At 72.0% G+C, this 18,662-nt stretch carries 22 protein-coding genes; 14 read left to right on the plus strand and 8 right to left on the minus strand.

The window, feature by feature from the left end; genetic code table 11:
- Positions 1-26 precede the first annotated feature (26 nt).
- On the plus strand, positions 27-224 hold the full coding sequence (locus ACIBI9_RS32180; RefSeq protein WP_397227416.1) for a hypothetical protein: 198 nt from the start codon (positions 27-29) through the stop codon (positions 222-224).
- On the opposite strand, the gene ACIBI9_RS32185 is transcribed toward ACIBI9_RS32180, so the two are convergent.
- The 3 genes from ACIBI9_RS32185 to ACIBI9_RS32195 all read right to left on the minus strand — a co-directional run bounded on the left by ACIBI9_RS32185 (position 205) and on the right by ACIBI9_RS32195 (position 1,148).
- A complete protein-coding gene (locus tag ACIBI9_RS32185) occupies positions 205-345 on the minus strand; it encodes a hypothetical protein (RefSeq protein ID WP_397227916.1) in 141 nt (46 codons plus the stop codon). The genes ACIBI9_RS32180 and ACIBI9_RS32185 overlap by 20 nt on opposite strands.
- 249 nt (positions 346-594) lie before the next feature.
- Positions 595-810, minus strand: coding sequence for a hypothetical protein (locus ACIBI9_RS32190; RefSeq protein ID WP_397227418.1), 216 nt, complete (start codon positions 808-810; stop codon positions 595-597).
- Positions 807-1,148, minus strand: a complete 342-nt coding sequence (locus ACIBI9_RS32195; RefSeq protein WP_397227420.1) for a DUF3147 family protein — start codon at positions 1,146-1,148, stop codon at positions 807-809. Before ACIBI9_RS32195 ends, ACIBI9_RS32190 begins: the two co-directional genes overlap by 4 nt.
- Before the next feature lie 226 nt (positions 1,149-1,374).
- On the opposite strand from ACIBI9_RS32195, the gene ACIBI9_RS32200 reads away from it, so the two are divergent.
- Complete coding sequence (locus ACIBI9_RS32200; RefSeq protein ID WP_397227422.1) at positions 1,375-3,168, plus strand: thiamine pyrophosphate-requiring protein; 1,794 nt, start codon at positions 1,375-1,377, stop codon at positions 3,166-3,168.
- 43 nt (positions 3,169-3,211) lie between these two features.
- Here the strand turns inward: ACIBI9_RS32200 and ACIBI9_RS32205 are convergent, their stop codons facing one another.
- The 3 genes from ACIBI9_RS32205 to ACIBI9_RS32215 form a co-directional block, all read right to left on the minus strand.
- Positions 3,212-4,165, minus strand: a complete 954-nt coding sequence (locus tag ACIBI9_RS32205) for an LLM class F420-dependent oxidoreductase (RefSeq protein WP_397227424.1) — start codon at positions 4,163-4,165, stop codon at positions 3,212-3,214.
- Between the two features lie 36 nt (positions 4,166-4,201).
- On the minus strand, positions 4,202-4,357 hold the full coding sequence (locus ACIBI9_RS32210; RefSeq protein WP_397227426.1) for a hypothetical protein: 156 nt from the start codon (positions 4,355-4,357) through the stop codon (positions 4,202-4,204).
- Positions 4,358-4,425: 68 nt separating this feature from the next.
- The gene (locus tag ACIBI9_RS32215) at positions 4,426-5,340 is read right to left on the minus strand and encodes a glycosyltransferase (RefSeq protein ID WP_397227428.1); all 915 of its coding nucleotides are present in this window, start codon (positions 5,338-5,340) and stop codon (positions 4,426-4,428) included.
- Between the two features lie 129 nt (positions 5,341-5,469).
- Between ACIBI9_RS32215 and ACIBI9_RS32220 the strand changes: the two genes are divergently transcribed.
- The 11 genes from ACIBI9_RS32220 to ACIBI9_RS32270 all read left to right on the plus strand — a co-directional run bounded on the left by ACIBI9_RS32220 (position 5,470) and on the right by ACIBI9_RS32270 (position 15,789).
- A complete protein-coding gene (locus ACIBI9_RS32220) occupies positions 5,470-7,089 on the plus strand; it encodes a carbamoyltransferase (RefSeq protein ID WP_397227430.1) in 1,620 nt (539 codons plus the stop codon).
- Positions 7,086-7,976, plus strand: coding sequence for a glycosyltransferase family 2 protein (locus ACIBI9_RS32225; RefSeq protein WP_397227432.1), 891 nt, complete (start codon positions 7,086-7,088; stop codon positions 7,974-7,976). The genes ACIBI9_RS32220 and ACIBI9_RS32225 overlap by 4 nt, the downstream gene beginning before the upstream one ends.
- On the plus strand, positions 7,970-8,842 hold the full coding sequence (locus tag ACIBI9_RS32230; RefSeq protein ID WP_397227918.1) for a glycosyltransferase family 9 protein: 873 nt from the start codon (positions 7,970-7,972) through the stop codon (positions 8,840-8,842). Before ACIBI9_RS32225 ends, ACIBI9_RS32230 begins: the two co-directional genes overlap by 7 nt.
- The gene (locus ACIBI9_RS32235; protein ID WP_397227434.1) at positions 8,839-10,026 is read left to right on the plus strand and encodes a glycosyltransferase; all 1,188 of its coding nucleotides are present in this window, start codon (positions 8,839-8,841) and stop codon (positions 10,024-10,026) included. Before ACIBI9_RS32230 ends, ACIBI9_RS32235 begins: the two co-directional genes overlap by 4 nt.
- A complete protein-coding gene (locus ACIBI9_RS32240; RefSeq protein WP_397227436.1) occupies positions 10,011-10,562 on the plus strand; it encodes an SIS domain-containing protein in 552 nt (183 codons plus the stop codon). Before ACIBI9_RS32235 ends, ACIBI9_RS32240 begins: the two co-directional genes overlap by 16 nt.
- Positions 10,559-11,911: a PfkB family carbohydrate kinase gene (locus tag ACIBI9_RS32245; RefSeq protein ID WP_397227438.1), complete on the plus strand. Its 1,353-nt coding sequence runs from the start codon at positions 10,559-10,561 to the stop codon at positions 11,909-11,911. The genes ACIBI9_RS32240 and ACIBI9_RS32245 overlap by 4 nt, the downstream gene beginning before the upstream one ends.
- Before the next feature lie 12 nt (positions 11,912-11,923).
- Positions 11,924-12,601 carry an SDR family oxidoreductase gene (locus ACIBI9_RS32250; protein ID WP_397227440.1) on the plus strand — a complete coding sequence of 226 codons (678 nt, stop codon included), beginning with the start codon at positions 11,924-11,926 and terminating at the stop codon, positions 12,599-12,601.
- Positions 12,592-13,461, plus strand: a complete 870-nt coding sequence (locus ACIBI9_RS32255; RefSeq protein ID WP_397227442.1) for a glycosyltransferase family 9 protein — start codon at positions 12,592-12,594, stop codon at positions 13,459-13,461. Before ACIBI9_RS32250 ends, ACIBI9_RS32255 begins: the two co-directional genes overlap by 10 nt.
- Positions 13,446-14,393 carry a UDP-glucuronic acid decarboxylase family protein gene (locus ACIBI9_RS32260; protein WP_397227444.1) on the plus strand — a complete coding sequence of 316 codons (948 nt, stop codon included), beginning with the start codon at positions 13,446-13,448 and terminating at the stop codon, positions 14,391-14,393. The genes ACIBI9_RS32255 and ACIBI9_RS32260 overlap by 16 nt, the downstream gene beginning before the upstream one ends.
- Before the next feature lie 406 nt (positions 14,394-14,799).
- On the plus strand, positions 14,800-15,360 hold the full coding sequence (locus ACIBI9_RS32265) for an SRPBCC family protein (protein WP_397227446.1): 561 nt from the start codon (positions 14,800-14,802) through the stop codon (positions 15,358-15,360).
- A gap of 108 nt (positions 15,361-15,468) precedes the next feature.
- Positions 15,469-15,789, plus strand: a complete 321-nt coding sequence (locus ACIBI9_RS32270) for a plasmid stabilization protein (RefSeq protein WP_397227448.1) — start codon at positions 15,469-15,471, stop codon at positions 15,787-15,789.
- 54 nt (positions 15,790-15,843) lie between these two features.
- Here ACIBI9_RS32270 and ACIBI9_RS32275 read toward each other — a convergent pair whose 3' ends face one another.
- Positions 15,844-17,232, minus strand: a complete 1,389-nt coding sequence (locus ACIBI9_RS32275) for a hypothetical protein (protein WP_397227450.1) — start codon at positions 17,230-17,232, stop codon at positions 15,844-15,846.
- Entirely contained in the window at positions 17,229-17,975 is a 747-nt protein-coding gene (locus ACIBI9_RS32280) for an alpha/beta fold hydrolase (protein ID WP_397227452.1), read from the minus strand. The genes ACIBI9_RS32275 and ACIBI9_RS32280 overlap by 4 nt, the downstream gene beginning before the upstream one ends.
- Before the next feature lie 207 nt (positions 17,976-18,182).
- On the opposite strand from ACIBI9_RS32280, the gene ACIBI9_RS32285 reads away from it, so the two are divergent.
- Entirely contained in the window at positions 18,183-18,659 is a 477-nt protein-coding gene (locus tag ACIBI9_RS32285; RefSeq protein WP_397227454.1) for a hypothetical protein, read from the plus strand.
- Positions 18,660-18,662: the final 3 nt, after the last annotated feature.

Here is an 18,662-nt window from a genome sequence, read left to right on the forward strand (position 1 = left end):
TTAAGCAGGGGATTATCGCGGCGACGATGATCGCCGGTCTGCTCGCCGTCGGCTCGACCCCGGCTCATGCCATTCCTCCACCACCACCGGGAGGCGACAACCTCACGGTCCTCAGTTACTACGCCGGGGAGACGCTCGTCGGCCAGCGCTGGTTCGGGTGCAGTCAGTCGGGCCAGTGGGGATCGCTGGAGGGCCAGCTGAAAGTCACCTGGACACCCTGCTGAACACGGGGCGGCCTGGCCTCCGGAGGGCCAGTGCCGCTCCCGCCAGGACCAGCGAGGTGCCGGCGAGCGTGCGGGCGGTGACCGGTTCGGCAAGGAGCAGCACGCCCGCCGAGACCGCCACCACCGGGGCGACGTACGTGATGAACGCCGCCCCGCCGGACCCTCGGCGCTGATCAGGGCGAAGAACGCGGTGAAGCCGCCCGCGGTGCAGGCCGTGCCCAGGCCGACGACCGCGAGCAGAGCCCGGGCTGTGAGTTGCGGAGCCGGTTCCGTCAGCTCAACGAGCTCGGCAAGCCCGCGACGTCCTTCGTGCTCTCCTCACCCAAGGCCTGGGCCCCGATACCGCCGCCCGCGACGTCCGCCTGATGGCTCATCGGCCGCGCCGATGCTCCTCCTCCTCGATGAGGGTCAGCGTGGCGGCCAGGATGGCGGGGAAGGCCAGGAACGCTCCGCCCGCCACAGGTCCCCAGCGCAGCCCGACCAGGCCGGCGGCCACCGAGACGAGGGCCCCGAAGACGAAACGCACCACCATCCCGCGGATCGGCGTTTCCCGGAGCTTGGACGGCTGCAGCCGGATCGCCCTCATGTGATCAGTGCCCAGCCCGCGCCGGCGACGGCCGCCCACACCGCGAGCGCCGTCAGCGAGCCCGCGAAGGCGCCCAGGCGACGCACGAGCGGCACGGCCACCGCGCAGTACGCCACCAGCGCGAACGATCCGGCGATCATGCCGAGCGCGGACTGCGCGAGCTGACGTTCGCCCTCGTGCAGCACGGTGACGGTCATCCCGGCCAGGGCCACGGCGGGAGCGGCGGCGAAGATGCCGGCGAACCGCTTGGGCGTCAACATCTCGCCGATCACCGCGAAGACCATCACGAGCAGGCCTCCGAGCAATCCGCGTCCTACGATCCACCACACCTCGCTCATCGGCGGCCCCCCGTTCGCGGTTCGGCTGCCCTCCAGCCGATCCGGTAACTCCCCACGAGGTAAAGGCCGCTAGCGCGGCACAGCACGCGCTCGGCGATGCCGGCGGCGGCACCTGCCGGTAGCCGGAGGCGTCGTGGGCGTCGTGGGCGTACGCCGCGCCCGGTTTCAATCGTGTGGCTCGGGAAGGGCCAAAAAAGAGCCACTACCACCTCGAGAGGATCCGGTCATGGCGCCTACCGTTGCCGACTACCTGCTCCTACGACTGCGTCAGTGGGACGTGGACCACCTGTTCGGCTATCCGGGCGACGGAATCAACGGGATCATCGCGGCGCTGGGCCGCGCCGACGACCGCCCGCGCTTCGTCCAGTCGCGGCACGAGGAGATGTCCGCGTTCGAGGCCGTCGGATACGCCAAGTTCACCGGCAAACCCGGGGTGTGCCTGGCGACCAGCGGGCCGGGCGCGATCCACCTGCTGAACGGCCTGTACGACGCCAAACTCGACCACGTCCCGGTCGTGGCGATCGTCGGCCAGACGGCCCGCAGCGCCATGGGCGGCAACTACCAGCAGGAGGTGGACCTGCTGAGCCTGTTCAAGGACGTCGCGAGCGCGTACGTGCAGATGGCGACCGTCCCGGCGCAGCTGCCCAACCTCATCGACCGCGCCATGCGCATCGCCGTCGCCGAGCGCGCTCCGACCGCCGTCATCATCCCCTCCGACCTGCAGGAGGAGCCCTACACGCCGCCCGCCCACGCGTTCAAGAACGTGCCGTCGTCGGCGCCCGGTTACACGCCGCCGGTGACCCGCGCGCCGGACGAGGAGATCGCTCGCGCGGCCGAGGTCCTCAACGCCGGGTCGAAGGTGGCGATCCTGGTCGGCCAGGGCGCCCGCTCGGCCGCCGCCGAGGTCATCCAGGTCGCCGAGCTCACCGGGGCCGGGGTGGCCAAGGCGCTGCTCGGCAAGGACGTCCTGCCCGACGACCTGCCGTACGTCACCGGGGCCATCGGCCTGCTCGGCACCCGGCCCTCCTACGAGCTCATGCGCGACTGCGACACGCTGCTGATCGTCGGATCGAACTTCCCGTACACGCAGTTCCTGCCGCCCTTCGGCGAGGCGCGCGGAGTGCAGATCGACGTCGACGGCCGCCTGATCGGCATGCGCTACCCGACCGAGGTCAACCTCGTCGGCGACGCCGCCGAGACGCTGCGGGCGCTGATCCCGCGCCTGAACCGCAAACAGGACCGGTCCTGGCGCAACACCGTCGAGGAGAACCTCGCGCGCTGGTGGAGCACGGTCGAACGCCAGGCCAAGGTGGAGGCCGACCCGATCAACCCGATGCTGCTGTTCTGGGAGCTGAACCCGCGGCTCCCGCAGAACGCCATCGTGACCGCCGACTCCGGCTCGGCCGCGAACTGGTACGCGCGCGACCTGAAGATCCGCTCCGGCGTGCGCGGCTCGCTGTCGGGGACCCTGGCGACGATGGGGCCGGGCGTGCCGTACGCGATCGGCGCGAAGTTCGGCCACCCCGACCGGCCCGTCATCGCCTTCGTCGGCGACGGCGCCATGCAGATGAACGGGCTGGCCGAGCTCATCACGATCAAGCGGTACTCCTCGCAGTGGGCCGATCCGCGCCTGATCGTGGCGGTCCTGCACAACAACGACCTGAACCAGGTCACCTGGGAACTGCGGGCCATGGGCGGCGCGCCGAAGTTCGAGGAGTCGCAGACGCTGCCGGACGTGTCCTACGCCGGCTTCGCCCGCTCGCTGGACCTGGAGGGCATCGAGGTCGAGAAGCCCGAGGCGATCGGCCCCGCCTGGGACCGCGCCCTGGCCGCCGACCGGCCCGTCGTCCTCGACGTCCACTGCGACCCGGACGTTCCGCCGATCCCGCCGCACACGGATTTCGAGCAGCTCAAGGACGCCGCCGAGGCCATCATCAAGGGTGATGCCGACGCGATCGGCGTGGTCAAGAAAGGGCTCAAGACCAAGGCCCAGGAACTGTTCACCCGCGGCAAGGGCTGAGCCGTCCGGCCGGCGTCACCGCTGACGCCGGCCGGACCCCCGGCTATCGCAGCCGGGGCAGGACCTCGCGGGAGTAGAACTCGAAGAAGGCGTCCTGCTCGGTGCCGATCTGGCTGATGTAGATCTCGTCGAACCCGGCGTCCACGTACTTCTGGATCGCCTGGACATGCGCCTCGGGATCGGGGCCGCACGGTGTCGAAGCGGTGGCCTCCTCCTCGCTGACCATCTCCGCCAGCTGCGCGAAATGGCGCGGCAGGGGGAGCAGCTGGGAGGCCTCGCCCTTGATGCCCTCGGTCGGCCACAGCCGGTGCACGGTCTTGCGGGCGGACGCCTCGTCGTCGGCGTAGCAGACCTTCAGCCCGCCCTGCGTGGGTTTGCCCGCCCCGCCGGACTCGCGGAACAGCTTGACCAGGTCGGCGGCCGGCCCCGTGCAGATGTAGCCGTCGCCGATCCGCCCCGCCAGCCGGACCGACTTCTCGCCGAAGCCGGAGATGTACACCGGCGGCGGTTGGTCGGGAAGCGTGTAGAGGCGCGCGTTGTCGACGGAGTAGTGCGTCCCGCGGTGGGTGGTCAGCTCGCCGCTCCACAGCCGGCGCATCACCCCGATCGCCTCCTCCAGCATCTCCAGCCGTTCGGCGGCCGGCGGCCAGCGGGAGTCGGTGATGTGCTCGTTCAGCGCCTCGCCGGTGCCGACGCCGAGCTGGAAGCGGCCTCCCGTCAGCACGGCGCTGGTCGCGGCGGCCTGGGCGATGACGGCCGGATGGATGCGCACCAGAGGGCAGGTGACCGCCGTCGTGATCGGCAGCGTCACCGCCTCGGCGATCGCTCCTATGGTCGACCAGACGAAGGGGCTCTGGCCCTGTTCGTCGAGCCAGGGATGGTAATGATCGGAGATCCAGAGCCCTTCGAAGCCCGCCTGCTCGGCCAGCTTCGACTGCCGGACGAGTTCTTTGGGTCCGTGCTCCTCGCTGCTCAGGAAATATCCGATGCGTGACATAGCTGAATCCTTCTCGTCGCGGGCTGAGGGGCCATGTCAGAACCAATATCGCCGGCCCGCGACCGGACGGCCGATGGAGCCCAGGACGAGCAGGACCACGCCGATGACCAGGAGGATGGCACCGATCGTGTAGAGCAGCGAGATGCCGAGCAGCCACCCCAGGAGCAGCAGGATTACGCCGATGATGATCATGTTCTCACCGATCCTGATACGTTGGTTTTGTCGAAAACTCGGCTACCCGATGTGTACGCGGTAAACGTTCACGGCGCTTCGCCGAGCACGCGGTCCCAGTCGTCGAGGAATCTGGCGATTCCGTACCGGGAAAGCGCCGCCGTGCGGGCGGCCTTGCCGTACTGGCTCGCCATGGCGGGATCCTCGACGAACTCCGACAACGCCTCCACCAGAACGGGCAGCTTGGTGGACAGGACACCGGCCTCCTGCGGCACGGCCTCGATCACCTCGGTGGCGGCGAGGGCGACGACGGGCAGGCCGAGCATCATGGCCTCGATGAGCGCGAGGCCGAGCGAGGTCCACCGGTAGGGGTGCAGGTAGGCGCGCCGCATGGCGAGGGCCGCGTGCAGCTCGGCCTGCGGCAGGTCGTAGGACGGGTACGGCAGGCCCGTGGTCTTCATGCCGTACACGTCGAGCGGCACGTCGAAGGCGGCGAGCAGGTCGGTGCCGGCCACCCGCGCGCGCCGGACCGGCTCGTTGATCACCACGGCGGCCCGGGGCAGCTCCCCGGTGTAGCGGTGGCCGGGATCGACCACGCCGTGCTCGATGACGCGGACCGGGGCGATCCCGTTGTCCCAGTACAGCGCGTTGAAGTGGGTGACGTGCACGAGCGGGATGGCCGACTGGCCGGCGAGCGGATGCCGGGTGGCGGGTACGTCGCCCTTGGGGGTGTTGTGCTCGACGTAGATGCCGGGCACCGAGCCGCCGAGCCAGTCGCGAGCCAGCTCGATCTCGTGCGGGCGCTGGTAGACGATGAGGTCGACCTGCTCGTGCACGAGCCGGTCCCACGGCACCTCACGTACCGAGGACGGCCAGTCGAAGTTCTGCGCCCGCCCTCTGCCGTCGGCGTCGCGGCCGGGGGTGAGAGGGACGAGGTAGGTGTGACGGCCTTGCACGAACGAGGTGGTCCATGAGCCGTGCACGTGCCAGACCAGGATTTTCATACGCGCCTCCTTCCAAGATTTCGTCGTGGCCGAAAAGCCGGGCCGCGACTGGCCGCCGCGTCAACATGAGAGACGGCTGCCCCGCCTACCTGGTGTTTAACGACCGCTGCGCTCGGTAGCGCTTCTCCCATGAGGTTCCTGGGGATCAACGCGGTCTTCCACGATCCAGCCGCCGCCCTCGTGGTGGACGGCGAGGTCGTCGCAGCCGCGGAAGAGGAGCGGTTCAGCCGGCGCAAGCACGGCAAGCGGCCCGTGCCGTTCTCGGCCTGGGAGCTGCCCGAGCAGGCCGCCGCCTGGTGTCTCGCCGAGGCCGGGCTGCGGCCCGAGGATCTCGACGCGGTCGCCTATTCCTACGATCCTTCGCTGGTGCGGCAGGAGACGGGCGCCCCGTGGGAGGACCTGCGCACCACGTACGCGACGAGGGCGCCGAGCTTCCTGTCCACGGCGCTGCCCGGGCTCGACCCGGCGCAGGTGCGGTTCGTGCCGCACCACGTGGCGCACGCGGCCTCGGCGGGGCTCGCGGCGCCGTTCGAGGACTGCGCGGTCCTGGTGTGCGACGGCCGCGGCGAGTCCGTCTCGCACCTGGCCGGCCACTATCGCGACGGCGAGCTGACCACGCTCGCCACGCAGGAACTGCCGCACTCGCTCGGCCTGATGTACGAGGACGTCACCGAGCACCTGGGATTCATGCGCTCCAGCGACGAGTACAAGGTCATGGCCATGGCCTCCTACGGCACGCCCCGGCACCTCGACGTGCTGCGCGAACTGATCACGGCCACGCCGGAAGGCGGCTTCAGGGTCGAGCCGATCGACTGGGGCGGCTTCGCCAAGAAGCTCGGCAGCGGGGAGCGGTGGACCGCCGACCACGCCGACCTGGCCGCCAGCGTCCAGACGCGGCTGGAAGAGGTGCTGCTCGACCTGGCCTTCTGGCTGCACGGCAGGACGGGCGCGCGGCACCTGGCGATGGCCGGAGGGGTGGCGCTCAACTGCGTGGCCAACACGCGGCTGCTGGCCGAGGGCCCGTTCGAGGACATCTGGGTGCAGCCCGCCGCCGGCGACTCGGGCACGGCGCTCGGTGGCGCCCTGCACCTGGCGCAGGAGCACGGCGAGCCCGCCGCGCCCATGCGCGGCGCGGACCTGGGGCGCTGCTGGAGCGACGACGAGGTGGCCGCGTGGCTGGACGTGGCGCGCGTGCCGTACGCGCGGCCGGAGAACCTGGCCGGTGAGGTGGCCGCGGCGCTGGCCGACGACCAGATCGTGGCCTGGTTCCAGGGGCGCAGCGAGTACGGGCCGCGCGCGCTGGGCCAGCGCTCCCTGCTGGCCCACCCCGGCCACGTCCGCAACACCGAGCGGCTGAACGACGTCAAGGGCCGGGAGCAGTTCCGGCCGGTCGCGCCGATGGTGCTGGAGTCCAGGGCGAGGGAGATCTTCGGCCGGGGGCCGGTGCCCTCGCCGTACATGCTGTTCGTCCATGACGTGCGGCCGGAGTGGCGGGAACGGATCCCCGCCGTCGTTCACGTGGACGGGACGGCCCGCATCCAGACCGTCTCGCCGGAGACCGATCCGCTGATGGCCGGGGTGCTGGAGCGGTTCGAGGCGCTGTCGGGGCTGCCCGTCGTGGTGAACACCAGCCTGAACACGGCGGGACGGCCGATGGTCGACTCGCCGAGGGACGCGCTGGAGTGCTTCGGCTCCGCGCCGGTCGACCTGCTCGTGATCGGGCCGTTCGTGGTGCGGAGGCCGGCATGATCACGGTGGTGATCCCCACGATCGGGCGGGCCTCCCTGGCCGACGCCGTTCCGGCGGGCGTGCCGGTGATCGTGGTGGAGGACACCGAACGCAGAGGACCCGCCGCGGCACGTAACAAGGGCTGGCGACAGGCACGGACGCCATGGGTGGTCTTCCTCGACGACGACGTGGTGCCCGCCGAAGGGTGGCTGGAAGCGGTCATGAAGGACCTGGCGGACCTGCCGGAGGACGTGGGCGGCAGCCAGGGCAGGATCGAGGTGCCGCTGCCTGAGGGCCGCCGGCCCACGGACGCGGAGCGCAACACGGCCGGCCTGGCGAGCGCGGAGTGGATCACCGCGGACATGGCCTACCGGCGGACCGCGCTGGAGAAGGTCGGCGGGTTCGACGAGCGCTTCCCCCGCGCCTACCGGGAGGACGCCGATCTCGCGCTGAGAGTGATGGCGGCCGGTTTCCGGCTGGTCAAGGGGGAGCGGGTGACCCGGCACCCGGTGCGGGACGACGGCTTCTGGGCCAGCGTGCGATTCCAGCGGGGCAACGCCGACGACGCGCTGATGCGCAGGATCCACGGGCCCGGCTGGCGGTCGCTGATCGGGACGGGCGGGCTGCTGCCCAGGCACGCCGTCACGGCCGTACTGGGGCTGTCCGCCCTCGCCCTCGCCCTCGCCACTGCAGGGAAAGGCGGCGGCACTGCCAGGAACCGGGCAGCAGGCGCCGCGCTCGTCGCGGCGACGGGGTGGGCGGCGCTCACCGCGCGGTTCGCGTGGGAGCGGATCGCCCCGGGACCGCGGACGCCCACCGAGATCGTCAGGATGCTGGTCACCAGCGTGGCCATCCCGCCCGTCGCCTGCCTGCACCGGCTTCGCGGGGAGCTGAGGGAGCGCTGGTGAGCCGCACCGTCCTGGTGGCTCGCCCGGACAGCGCGGGTGATGTGCTGCTCGCCGGTCCGGCCGTCCGCGCGGTCAGCGCGCACGCCGACCATGTGATCTTCCTGGCCGGCCCGCGCGGCAGGGCCGCCGCCGACCTCCTGCCCGGCGTCGACCGCGTCGTCGAGTGGCAGGCGCCGTGGATCGACCCCGACCCGCCGCCCGTCACCGGCGAGCACGTCGCCCGCCTCATGAACGCGCTGCCCGACGCCGGGGAGGCGGTGATCCTCACCTCTTTCCATCAGTCGGCGCTGCCGCTCGCCCTGCTGCTGCGGTTGCGCGGGGTCGGCAGGATCACCGCGATCAGCGAGGACTACCCCGGCTCGCTGCTCGACGTCAGGGTGCGGATCGACGAGACCCGTCACCTGCCGGAGGCCGAGCGGATGCTGACGGTCGCCGCAGCCGCGGGCTTCGAACCGGTCGACGGCGCCGCGCCGGCCGATGAGGGCTTCGCGGTGGTGGTCACCGGCGGTCCGGGTGAACGCGCGCTGACCGCCCAGGTGGCGGGCGGCCACGCGGTCGATCTCGGCGGCCTGACCAGCCTGCCGGAGCTCGCCGGGGTGCTCCGCGACGCCTGCGCGCTGGTGGCGGGCAACACCGGCCCGGCCCACCTGGCAGCCGCCGTCGGCACGCCGGTGGTCAGCCTGTTCTCCCCTGTGGTGCCGGCCCGGCGCTGGGCCCCGTACGGAGTGCCGTACGTGCTGCTCGGCGACCAGGAGGGGCCGTGCAAGGACACGCGGGCGCAGATATGTCCGGTCAATGATCATCCGTGTCTGGCAGGAGTCACGGCCGCGCAAGTGGTCAAGGCAGTGAGGGAACTGATCGCATGAAGATCGATCTCGTCTCCGAGCACGCCGATCCCCTGGCCGCGATCGGCGGGGTCGACGCGGGCGGGCAGAACGTCCATGTCGCCGCGCTCGCGTTCGCTCTGGCCCGGCGCGGCCACGACGTGGTGGTCCACACCCGGCGCAGCTCGCCCGAGCAGCCGCGGAGCGTGCCACTGGGTGACCGGGTGCGGGTCGAGTACGTCCGGGCGGGGCCCGCCGTGCCGATCCCCAAGGACGAACTGCCCCCCTACATGCCCGCCTTCGCCGAGCAGCTGGCGCGGCGCTGGACGCGGCGGGCCCCGGACATCGTGCACGCGCACTTCTGGATGAGCGGCAAGGCCGCGCTGCTGGCGGCGGGCCACCGTCGCGTCGTGCAGACCTTCCACGCGCTGGGCACCGTGAAGCGGCGCTGGCAGGGCAGCGCGGACACCAGCCCGCCGGGCCGGATCGACGCCGAGCGGCGGATCGGCCGCGAGGCGGCGGCGGTGCTGGCCACCTGCTCGGACGAGGTCGGCGAGCTGCACGCCATGGGAGTGCCCGGCCACGTCATCTCGATCGTGCCCTGCGGAGTGGACCTGGATCACTTCACCCCCGAAGGTCCGCGCGCGGACAGGGGCACGCGCCCGCGGGTGCTGAGCGTCGGCCGGCTGGTGCCGCGCAAAGGCGTCGACACCGTGCTGCGTGCGCTGCGCGAGGTGCCGGAGGCCGAGCTGCTGATCGCGGGCGGCTCCGCCGACGACCCCGAAGCGGCCAGGCTGGCGGGCCTGGCAGGCGCCTACGGCCTGGCCGACCGGGTGAAGGTCCTCGGCAGCGTCCCGCACGACGAGGTTCCCGCGCTGATGCGCTCGGCCGACGTCGTCGTCACCGTGCCCTGGTACGAGCCGTTCGGCATGGTGCCGCTGGAGGCGATGGCCTGCGGCGTGCCGGTGATCGCCTCGGCCGTCGGCGGCCACCTCGACACGGTCGACGGCTGCGGCGTGCTGATTCCGCCGCGCCGGCCGCAGGCGCTGGCACACGCGCTGAGAGACCTTCTCGAAGCCCCGCAACGGGCCGCGGAGCTCGGCGCCGCGGGGGCGCGCCGAGCCGGGCAGCGCTACGGCTGGCCGCGCGTGGCCGAGCAGACGGAGGCCGTGTACCGCGCCGTGCTGGGCGCCGAGCTGAGGGGGATGACATGCACAGGCACCTGACCATGTTGCGCGAGGCGTTGTCGATGAGCGCCGACCAGGCGCCGACCGTGGAGGCATGGGGGCGCAAGCTCGCGGCCGTCCTCGGCGGCGGCGGACGGCTGCTGGTGTGCGGCAACGGGGGCTCGGCCGCCGAGGCCCAGCACTTGACGGCCGAGCTGGTCGGCAGGTTCAGGGGTGAGCGGCGCCCCTACGCGGCGATCGCGCTGCACGCCGACACCTCGTCGGTGACGGCGATCTCCAACGACTTCGGCGCGGACGTCGTCTACGCCCGGCAGGTCTGCGCGCACGGCCGCCAAGGTGACGTGCTGTTGTGCCTGTCCACCAGCGGTTCCAGCGGCAACGTGCTGGCGGCGGCCCGGGCGGCGCGCGAGTGCGGGCTGATCACCTGGGCCATGACGGGCAGGACGCCGAACCCGCTGGCGGAGATCAGCGACGAGGTGGTCGCGGTGCCCGCCACGGACACGGCGACCGTCCAGGAGGTGCATCTGGCCATGATCCACCTCCTCTGCTACGCGATCGAGGAGGCAGGCGCGTGAACGGGCCCCTGGTCGTCATCGGCGACACGCTGCTGGACGTCGACATCGAGGGAAGCGCCGAACGGCTCGCACCCGACGCGCCCGTCCCCGTGGTCGACGTCGACGCGAGACATCCACGGCCCGGCGGCGCGGGCCTGGCGGCGCTGCTGGCCGCCAGGGACGGCGCGGAGGTGGTGCTGGTCACCGCACTGGCCGACGACGAGAGCGGGCGCACGCTGCGGGGGCTGCTGAACGGCCGGCTGCGGGTCGTACGGGTGCCGCTGCGCGGCTCCACCGTCTGCAAGACGCGGGTCAGGGCGGCCGGGCAGACGCTGGTCCGCTTGGACACGGGGGACGGGTACGCCGTGGGCGGCCTGGCCGGCCCGGTGGTCCGCACGGTCCGCTCCCTTCTCCGGACGGCGGGCGCCGTGCTGGTCTCCGACTACGGCAGAGGCATGGCGGGCTCGCTGCTCGGTCTGCTCGGCGAGGTGGACGCGCCCGTCGTGTGGGATCCGCATCCGAAGGGCCCGAGTCCCCTCCCCGGGTGCGCGCTCATCACGCCCAGCGAGAGCGAGGCCCGGCTCCTGTGCCCGCCGCCGTACGCCGGGCCGGACGAGGTCGCCCGGCGACTGGTGAAGACCCTGCACGCGCAGGCGGTCGCGGTGACGCTGGGCGCCGACGGCGCCGTGTTGGCGCGCGAAGGCGGCCACCACAGCAGGATCCCGCCGCCCATGCTCTGCAGCGGCCACGACGTGTGCGGAGCGGGGGACAGGTTCGCGGCGGCGGCGGCGCTGGCGCTGCGCGACCGGCGGCCGGTGGAGGACGCGGTCGCCCTCGGGGTCGGGGAGGCCGCCAGATTCGTCGAAGCCGGCGGAGCCGCGGCCATCAGGCCGTCCTGCGCGCAGATGGGAGACAGGCCGCGCACGCCCGCCGAGGTCGCCGACCTGGTCAGGGCCAACGGTGGACGGCTCATCGCCACCGGCGGCTGTTTCGACCTGCTGCACGCCGGGCACGTGAGTCTCCTGCGCAGGGCCAGGGCGCTCGGCGACGCACTGATCGTGTGCCTCAACTCCGACGCCTCGGCCAGGCGGCTCAAGGGCCCGAACAGACCCGTGGTCGGGCAGCAGGACAGAGCCGAGGTACTCGGCGCGCTGGGATGCGTCGACGCCGTCATGATCTTCGATGAGGACACCCCGGCCCAGGCCATCGAACGGCTGAGGCCGCACGTGTGGGTGAAGGGCGGCGACTACTCCGGGAGAGAGCTGCCGGAGGCGGCGTCACTGCGGAAAGTGGGCGCGGAGACGGTCGTCCTGGCCAGCGTGCCCGGCAGATCCACGACTGGGATCATCGCCGCGATGCACGCGGCGTGAGGAGGGAAACGCATGCTTGGAGACATCCTGATCACCGGCGGCGCGTCGGGCCTCGGCCACGCCGTGGCCGAAGCGGTCGCCAAGGCGGGAGGCAGGCCGCTGGTGGTGGACCTGCGCGCCGCCGACGGGTTCGACCACACGGTCGCCGACCTGGCCGACAGGAACGAGGCCGAACGCGCGGTGCGGGAGCTGGCCGAGCGGGCCGGCGGCCTCGACGGCGTCGTCACCGCGGCGGGGGTCGACGCCTGCGGCCGGCTGGAGGACGTGACCGCCGACGACTGGGAACGGGTGATCAAGGTCAACCTCATGGGGACGGCCGCGACCGTCCGGGCCGCGCTGCCGTACCTGCGGGAGTCCTCCGGACGGGTGGTGACCTGCGCCTCGACGCTGGGCCTGCGCGCGGTGAGCGACGCGACGGCCTACTGCGCGGCCAAGTTCGGCGTGGTGGGCTTCACCAGGGCGCTGGCCGCCGAACTGGCCGGCCAGGTCGGGGTCACGATGCTGGTCCCCGGCGGGATGGCGACGCACTTCTTCGACGGGCGGCCGGAGCAGTACAAGCCGGGCCCCGACGCCCGGCTCAACCGGCCGGAGGACGTGGCGCAGACCGTGGTGTTCGCGCTCTCGCAGCCGCCCGGCTGCGAGGTGCGCGAGCTGGTCGTCTGTCCGTCCACGGAGACCTCGTGGCCCTAGACGTGCTGGCGCTGCGCGGGCTCGGGCTCGGTGACCTGCTGACGGCGGTCCCGGCACTGCGGGCGCTGCGCCGCGCCTTCCCCGCCCGCCGCCTCGTCCTGGCCGGGCCGCCGGCGCTCGCGCCGCTGCTGCCCGTCGACGAGGTGGTCGAGGTGCGGGGTCCCGGCCCCGTCCCGTACGACGGGGCCGAGGTGGCGGTGAACCTGCACGGCCGCGGCCCGCAGAGCACGCGGGCGCTGCGCGCGACCCGTCCGGGACTGCTGCTCACCCACGGCGGGGACGGCCCGCCGTGGCGGCCGGACGTGCACGAGGTGCGCCGCTGGTGCGACCTGCTGGAGTGGTACGGCATGGCGGCCGACCCGGCCGACCTGTACCTGGGACACGGCGACAGGAGCGGGCCCGTGGTGGTCCATCCCGGCGCGGGCGCCCCGTCCAGGATGTGGCCCGCAGAGCGGTTCGCGGCAGTGGTGAGCGCACTACGGGCACGCGGCAGGGAGGTGGTCGTCACGGGAAGCCCGGCCGAGCGGGAGCTGGCCGAGCGAGTCGCCGGCGACACGGGAGCCAGGGTCGCCGCAGGCCGCACGGACATGCGGCAGCTGGCCCGGCTCGTCCGCGACGCCCGGCTGGTGGTGTGCGGCGACACCGGGGTCGGACACCTGGCCAGCGCCTACCGAACCCCTTCGGTGCTGCTGTTCGGGCCGGTCTCTCCCGCGCTGTGGGGGCCGCCCGCCACCGGGCCGCACATCGTGCTGTGGAAGGGCCGCACCGGTGACCCGCACGGACGCGAGCCCGATGCGGGCCTGCTGGAGATCGGAGTCGACGAGGTGATCGAGGTGACGACGCGATGCGAGTCGTGGTGACCGGAGGAGCCGGGTTCCTCGGCTCCCACCTGTGCGAGAAGCTGCTGGACGGGGGAGCGGAGGTCGTCTGCATGGACAGCTTCCTCACCGGCTCCCCGCGCAATCTCGAACACCTGCTGGACCGTACGGGGCTGCGGATCGTCGAGTGCGACCTGACCGGCTTCGTGCACGTGCCCGGCGAGGTGGACCTCGTGCTGCACTTCGCCTCGGCCGCCTCGCCCGCCGACTACCTGAAGCACCCGATCGAGACGCTCAAGGTGGGCAGCCTGGGCACGCTGCACGCGCTCGGGCTGGCCAAGGAGAAGGAGGCCCGGTTCGTGCTCGCCTCCACCAGCGAGGTCTACGGTGACCCGCTCGAACACCCGCAGCGCGAGACGTACTGGGGCAACGTGAACCCCGTCGGGCCGCGCAGCGTCTATGACGAGGCCAAACGCTTCGCCGAGTCGCTGACCACCGCCTACCGCAACTCCCACGACGTCGACACCGGCATCGTGCGCATCTTCAACACCTACGGGCCCCGGATGCGGCCCTTCGACGGCCGGGCGATCCCGACCTTCATCAGGCAGGCGCTGGCGGGCGAGCCGATCACGGTGACCGGCGACGGCAGCCAGACCCGCTCCATCTGCTACGTCGACGACACCGTGGACGGCATCCTGCGCATGGCCGGCAGCGACTTCGCCGGACCCGTGAACATCGGCAATCCCGACGAGCTGACGATGGTGGAGCTGGCCGGCCTCATCCGCGAGCTGGCGGGGTCGTCGTCACCGATCGAGTTCATCGACAGGCCCGTCGACGACCCGAGCGTCCGCCGGCCCGACACCAGCCTGGCCGAGACCGAGCTGGGCTGGCGGCCTGTCGTGGGGGCGGAGGAGGGCCTGCGGAGAACCATCGCATGGTTCTCCAGGCTGGACAGCCCCGTCCCCGCCACCTGACCGGCTCCCGCTCACTCCGGTGGCGCGGTCATGGGTGCGGCGGCCAGCGCTCGCGCGACGGTGACCAGGTTGGCCGCCATCGCGCGAGCGGTCTGGTGCGACCACTCGTGGCCGCGCTCGTCGTCCAGGTAGTCCGGCCCGGCGCCCGGCCGACTGGAGCAGCTTGTCGTGCACGGCGGGCCAGTCGTCGCCCGGGCCCATGTCGGTCTGGACCCCGGGACGGATGTTCAGGTCCACGGCCCTGATCGTCTCCACGTCGACATCGCGTTCGCGCAGTTCGGCACTGACGACCACGGCTCGCATGCTTGGGGCCTTCCCGATAGACGTTGAAGGCCCGCATACCCAAACAGGGCCTGTCAAACGGTTTGACGTTAACCGCGACCCAGAACGGGCAGAGGGCGACACCATGAGCACGATCGAGTACTCCCTAGACGTCAAGGTCCCGATCCGCGTCGCCTACAACCAGTGGACGCAGTTCGAGACGTTCCCCGAATTCATGGAAGGGGTGGAGTCGGTCAAGCAGCACACCGACACCCGCGCCAGCTGGCTGGCCGAGATCGCCGGGGTGAAGCGCGAGTTCGAGACCGAGATCACCGAGCAGCACCCCGACGAGCGCGTCGCCTGGCACACCCTCGACAAGCCCCACCACGCCGGCGTCGTCACCTTCCACCGCATCGACGACACCACCACCCGCGTCACCCTCCAGATGGAGTACGACCCCGAGGGCTTCGTCGAGACCGCCGGCGACTGGCTCCAGATCGTCCGCATGCGCGTTCAGGGCGACCTGCGCCGCTTCAAGGACTACATCGAGACCCGCGGCACCGAGACCGGTGCCTGGCGCGGCACCGTGCCGCCCCAGCACGCCGGCGACGCGGTCCCTCGGCCCGATGCCCCGCTACCGGGGACCGGCACGCCGTCGCCGCGCCCCGGCCCCGGCTACCCGCCGCCCACGCAGCCCGGCCTGTAGTCCACTCGGCCGCGCCTCCCGCCCGGGAGGCGCGGCCGATTCGTTTCGTGGCTTTCAGCTGGGTAGATGGCAGACAAGCCAACCGCGAACAGTGGCAAAGGGGGAAACATGCCTCGCGGATCGAGCCGGAAACGGGAACGACAGTACGAACACATCAAGAACAGCGCCAAGAAGCGGGGCGAAGGCGACAAGCGGGCCAAAGAGATTGCCGCGCGGACCGTGAACAAGGAACGCGCCAGGGCCGGTGAGTCGCGGACCGCCAGCCGTACTTCGACTCAGGACATCTCCTCGAGCCGACGCGGAGGGCTGCGCTCCCACTCCGGAGCGGGCGGCCGTACGCGGGATCAGCTCTACGAGGAGGCCAAGCGCCGCAACATCAAGGGCCGCTCGAAGATGAGCAAGGCGCAGCTGGAGAAGGCCCTCGGTTAGCCGGATTCCCTGCCGGAGAGCCGTGGGCGCGCTCCACGGCGTTCCGGCAGGGTGTCAACCGCGCCAGTCCAGCTCGCCGCGTCCGGCGAGGAACTCCTCGGCCACCGGCCATTCCAGGGGGCGCGGCATCGGGTAGGTCGTGCGGATCCGGGCCAGCTCCCGGTGGGCGCGGGCGAGGCCGGCGAAGTCGCGCGGGTAGGCGCGGGTGTCGACACCGGTGAAGACGCCCAGCTTGCGGGCCCGCGCCAGCATCTTCCGCCAGTCCTCGGCCGAGGCCAGACCGATGGAATCCACGCCGTGGGAGAACAGGATGAGCCTGATCTCGTCGAACGCTTCCGCCCGGTCGAGGTAGTCCTGCACGTGCGCGAGCGACTGCTCGGTGTTGAACACCATCCAGTACGGGACCGACCCGCTGCGCAGCGCCCACCAGGGCTCCATCAGCAGGAAGGACTCGACGAGCAGCCGGTCACCGGGCAGGTCGCGCCGCCGGTACCAGGTCCGGTACAGGTCGGCGACCACCGGGCTCAGGTCCTCCGGCTCGCCGAAGCGCATGCGGACCAGCCGCCACCGGTTGCGTTCCGCGAGCTCTTCCAGGTCGGTGAGCAGTTCGGGCTGGAATCCCCACTCCGCTTCCGGGCTGTCGCCGTCGGCCGGGGGATATTCCCAGCGCGACCGCCCGGCTCGGTAGCGGGCGAGGTAGTCGGCCACGCGCGGGCCGCCGTCCTCGTACTCCTGCCTGGTGGCGCCGCCGAGCGCGCCGTGCTGGAACACGTGGCGCTCGCTCACGGTCGTGGTGGGCCAGCGCAGCGCGCAGTCCACGACGACCAGCGTGGCGCCGGGCGGCAGCGACGACTCCAGGAACGCACGGTAAGCCGCTGCCAGGCGGCGCCATTTGATCCGGAAGTACGTCATGCCGGCGATCATCAGCCGGTCCTGGTTGGCGTCGTGCATGTGGTGCAGCACCAGGTCGGGGTTCGCGTTGAGCAGCGCCTGGCCCGCGGCGCGCGTCTTCGCCAGATCGCCCTGCGGGTCGTCGGGCCGGACGCCGTGGCGGCGGACCGGGATCAGCAGCGTCTGCGGCAGCCACGGCGCGGACAGGGCCGCGGCCAGGTGGATCATGGCGCCGTTGGAGGACCCGATGAAGGCCACCGGGTACGGGCGGCGCGGATAGTGCCCGGTCACCCATCGCGCCAGGTCGGCGGAGCGGAGTTCGGACACCCGGCGCATCGGCACGGCCTCGGCCCATCCGCTCAGCGCGTACGCCTTCTCCTGGAGCGCTCGCGGCAGCTTCGCCGCCCCGCCGAGCACCGCGGACGCCACGCCCTCCAGCGCGGCCGGCCCCTGGCCGATCAGGGGCATGTCCTTGCCGTGCAGGAAGCGCGACAGCGCACGCAGCATGCCGGACGCCGAGTCGAACGACGCCACCGCCTTGGCGGGCCTCATGAGCCGGCCTCCCGCAGGAAGGCGGCGACCTCGCGGGCCAGGCCGTGCGGGTCGCGGTAGGGCACCATGTGGGGCAGTCCTTCCATGACCGACAGCCGCCCGCGCGGCAGGAGCCGGGTGACCTCCTCGGCCCAGGCCTGGCTGACCATCCTGTCCTTGCCGCCGCGTACCACCAGAACGGGCACGTCCACGTACGGGAGCTTGTCCTCGATCCGGTCCCGCATGGAGGCGCCGAAGCTGGCCAGCACCCGCCGCAGCCCGGCGTCCCGGTAGTCGGCGACGTTCAGCGGCGTCATGCGCGGGCTCTCCCGCACCGAGTTACGCAGCCACTGGCCGGCCAGGCGGACGGCGGACCGCGCGTGCGGATCCACCGTGGGGCCGACCAGCACCAGCGCGCCGATCAGCCCGGGGAAGCGGGTCGCCAGTTCGACCGCCACCTGGCAGCCGAAGGAGCCGCCCAGCAGGCAGGGCTGCGCCGGCTCGGCAGCCTTCAGCCAGGCGGCCAGCGCGTCGGCGAGCCCCGTCACGGTCGGAAGGTCATCGGGCTTGTCGCTACGCCCGAAGCCGGGCAGGTCGACGCTCCAGGTGTCGTGAGTCCGTCCCAGGACCTCGACGAACGGCAGCATCTCCCGGCTGGAGACCCCGGCGCCGTGGACGCACACCACCGCGGGTCCGGGGCCGTGTCTGCGCCAGCTCGCCATGGTCAGGTCCATGACGGTATGGGTGAGCGGTTCGAGCGGCACGCCTCTCCTTCCTCGAAGGCGCCCCTCTACCCGGATCGTGATCGCACGAACCCCACCGGGTGATCTGTCTCCGTAATGCCAATTTCACGTAGAGCAGTCGTTGCCGACCGAACGAAGGTCTGTCCATTTTTGGGGTTTATGTGTTTCTGTGTCTGCTTCGCGGGCAGGGTGGGACCGATCGGGTCAGCCGAGTAAGGAGGGCTGGTCATGAAGGACAGGTGCCGAGTGGCGCTGGCTCTCGCCGCAGGTTATTACCTGGGCCGGCGTCGCAAGCTGCGCTGGGCCACCGCCCTGGCGGCGGCCGGGGTGGCCGGTGCGTTGCGGAAGAGCAATGGCGGTGGGGGCCTCCTGGGGCAAGGGCTGAAGATTCTCGGCTCGTCCCCGGAGATCGAGCAACTCACCGGCCGGCTGCGCGGAGAACTGCTTGAGGTCGGCAAGGCGGCCGCGGTCGCCGCGACGAGCAGGCAGATCGACTCCCTGAGCGAGAAGCTGCACGGGCGAGCCGAGTCGATCCGGCAGGGAGGCCGGCCGCGTGTCGCGGAGGAGGAGCCGGAAGAGGAGGAAGAAGAAGAGTACGGCGAGGAGGCGTACGACGAGGAGCCTCCGGAGGAGAAGCCCCGCGTGCGGCGGCCGAGAGTCGGGCAGGTGCCTTCCGTTCCGCCGGTGCGCAGAGGGCGGAGGTGAGAC

This window comes from Nonomuraea sp. NPDC050451, assembly GCF_044458585.1.

Excerpts from the sequence above, each read along its gene's own strand:
- ACIBI9_RS32205 (WP_397227424.1), bottom strand. The coding sequence starts at position 4,165 with ATGTCACGCATCGGATATTTCCTGAGCAGCGAGGAGCACGGACCCAAA.
- ACIBI9_RS32275 (WP_397227450.1), bottom strand. The coding sequence starts at position 17,232 with ATGAGGCCCGCCAAGGCGGTGGCGTCGTTCGACTCGGCGTCCGGCATG.
- ACIBI9_RS32260 (WP_397227444.1), top strand. The coding sequence starts at position 13,446 with ATGCGAGTCGTGGTGACCGGAGGAGCCGGGTTCCTCGGCTCCCACCTG.
- ACIBI9_RS32180 (WP_397227416.1), top strand. The coding sequence starts at position 27 with ATGATCGCCGGTCTGCTCGCCGTCGGCTCGACCCCGGCTCATGCCATT.
- ACIBI9_RS32210 (WP_397227426.1), bottom strand. The coding sequence starts at position 4,357 with ATGATCATCATCGGCGTAATCCTGCTGCTCCTGGGGTGGCTGCTCGGC.
- ACIBI9_RS32225 (WP_397227432.1), top strand. The coding sequence starts at position 7,086 with ATGATCACGGTGGTGATCCCCACGATCGGGCGGGCCTCCCTGGCCGAC.
- ACIBI9_RS32220 (WP_397227430.1), top strand. The coding sequence starts at position 5,470 with ATGAGGTTCCTGGGGATCAACGCGGTCTTCCACGATCCAGCCGCCGCC.
- ACIBI9_RS32190 (WP_397227418.1), bottom strand. The coding sequence starts at position 810 with ATGAGGGCGATCCGGCTGCAGCCGTCCAAGCTCCGGGAAACGCCGATC.
- ACIBI9_RS32200 (WP_397227422.1), top strand. The coding sequence starts at position 1,375 with ATGGCGCCTACCGTTGCCGACTACCTGCTCCTACGACTGCGTCAGTGG.
- ACIBI9_RS32215 (WP_397227428.1), bottom strand. The coding sequence starts at position 5,340 with ATGAAAATCCTGGTCTGGCACGTGCACGGCTCATGGACCACCTCGTTC.
- ACIBI9_RS32270 (WP_397227448.1), top strand. The coding sequence starts at position 15,469 with ATGCCTCGCGGATCGAGCCGGAAACGGGAACGACAGTACGAACACATC.
- ACIBI9_RS32250 (WP_397227440.1), top strand. The coding sequence starts at position 11,924 with ATGCTTGGAGACATCCTGATCACCGGCGGCGCGTCGGGCCTCGGCCAC.
- ACIBI9_RS32265 (WP_397227446.1), top strand. The coding sequence starts at position 14,800 with ATGAGCACGATCGAGTACTCCCTAGACGTCAAGGTCCCGATCCGCGTC.
- ACIBI9_RS32235 (WP_397227434.1), top strand. The coding sequence starts at position 8,839 with ATGAAGATCGATCTCGTCTCCGAGCACGCCGATCCCCTGGCCGCGATC.
- ACIBI9_RS32195 (WP_397227420.1), bottom strand. The coding sequence starts at position 1,148 with ATGAGCGAGGTGTGGTGGATCGTAGGACGCGGATTGCTCGGAGGCCTG.
- ACIBI9_RS32240 (WP_397227436.1), top strand. The coding sequence starts at position 10,011 with ATGCACAGGCACCTGACCATGTTGCGCGAGGCGTTGTCGATGAGCGCC.
- ACIBI9_RS32285 (WP_397227454.1), top strand. The coding sequence starts at position 18,183 with ATGAAGGACAGGTGCCGAGTGGCGCTGGCTCTCGCCGCAGGTTATTAC.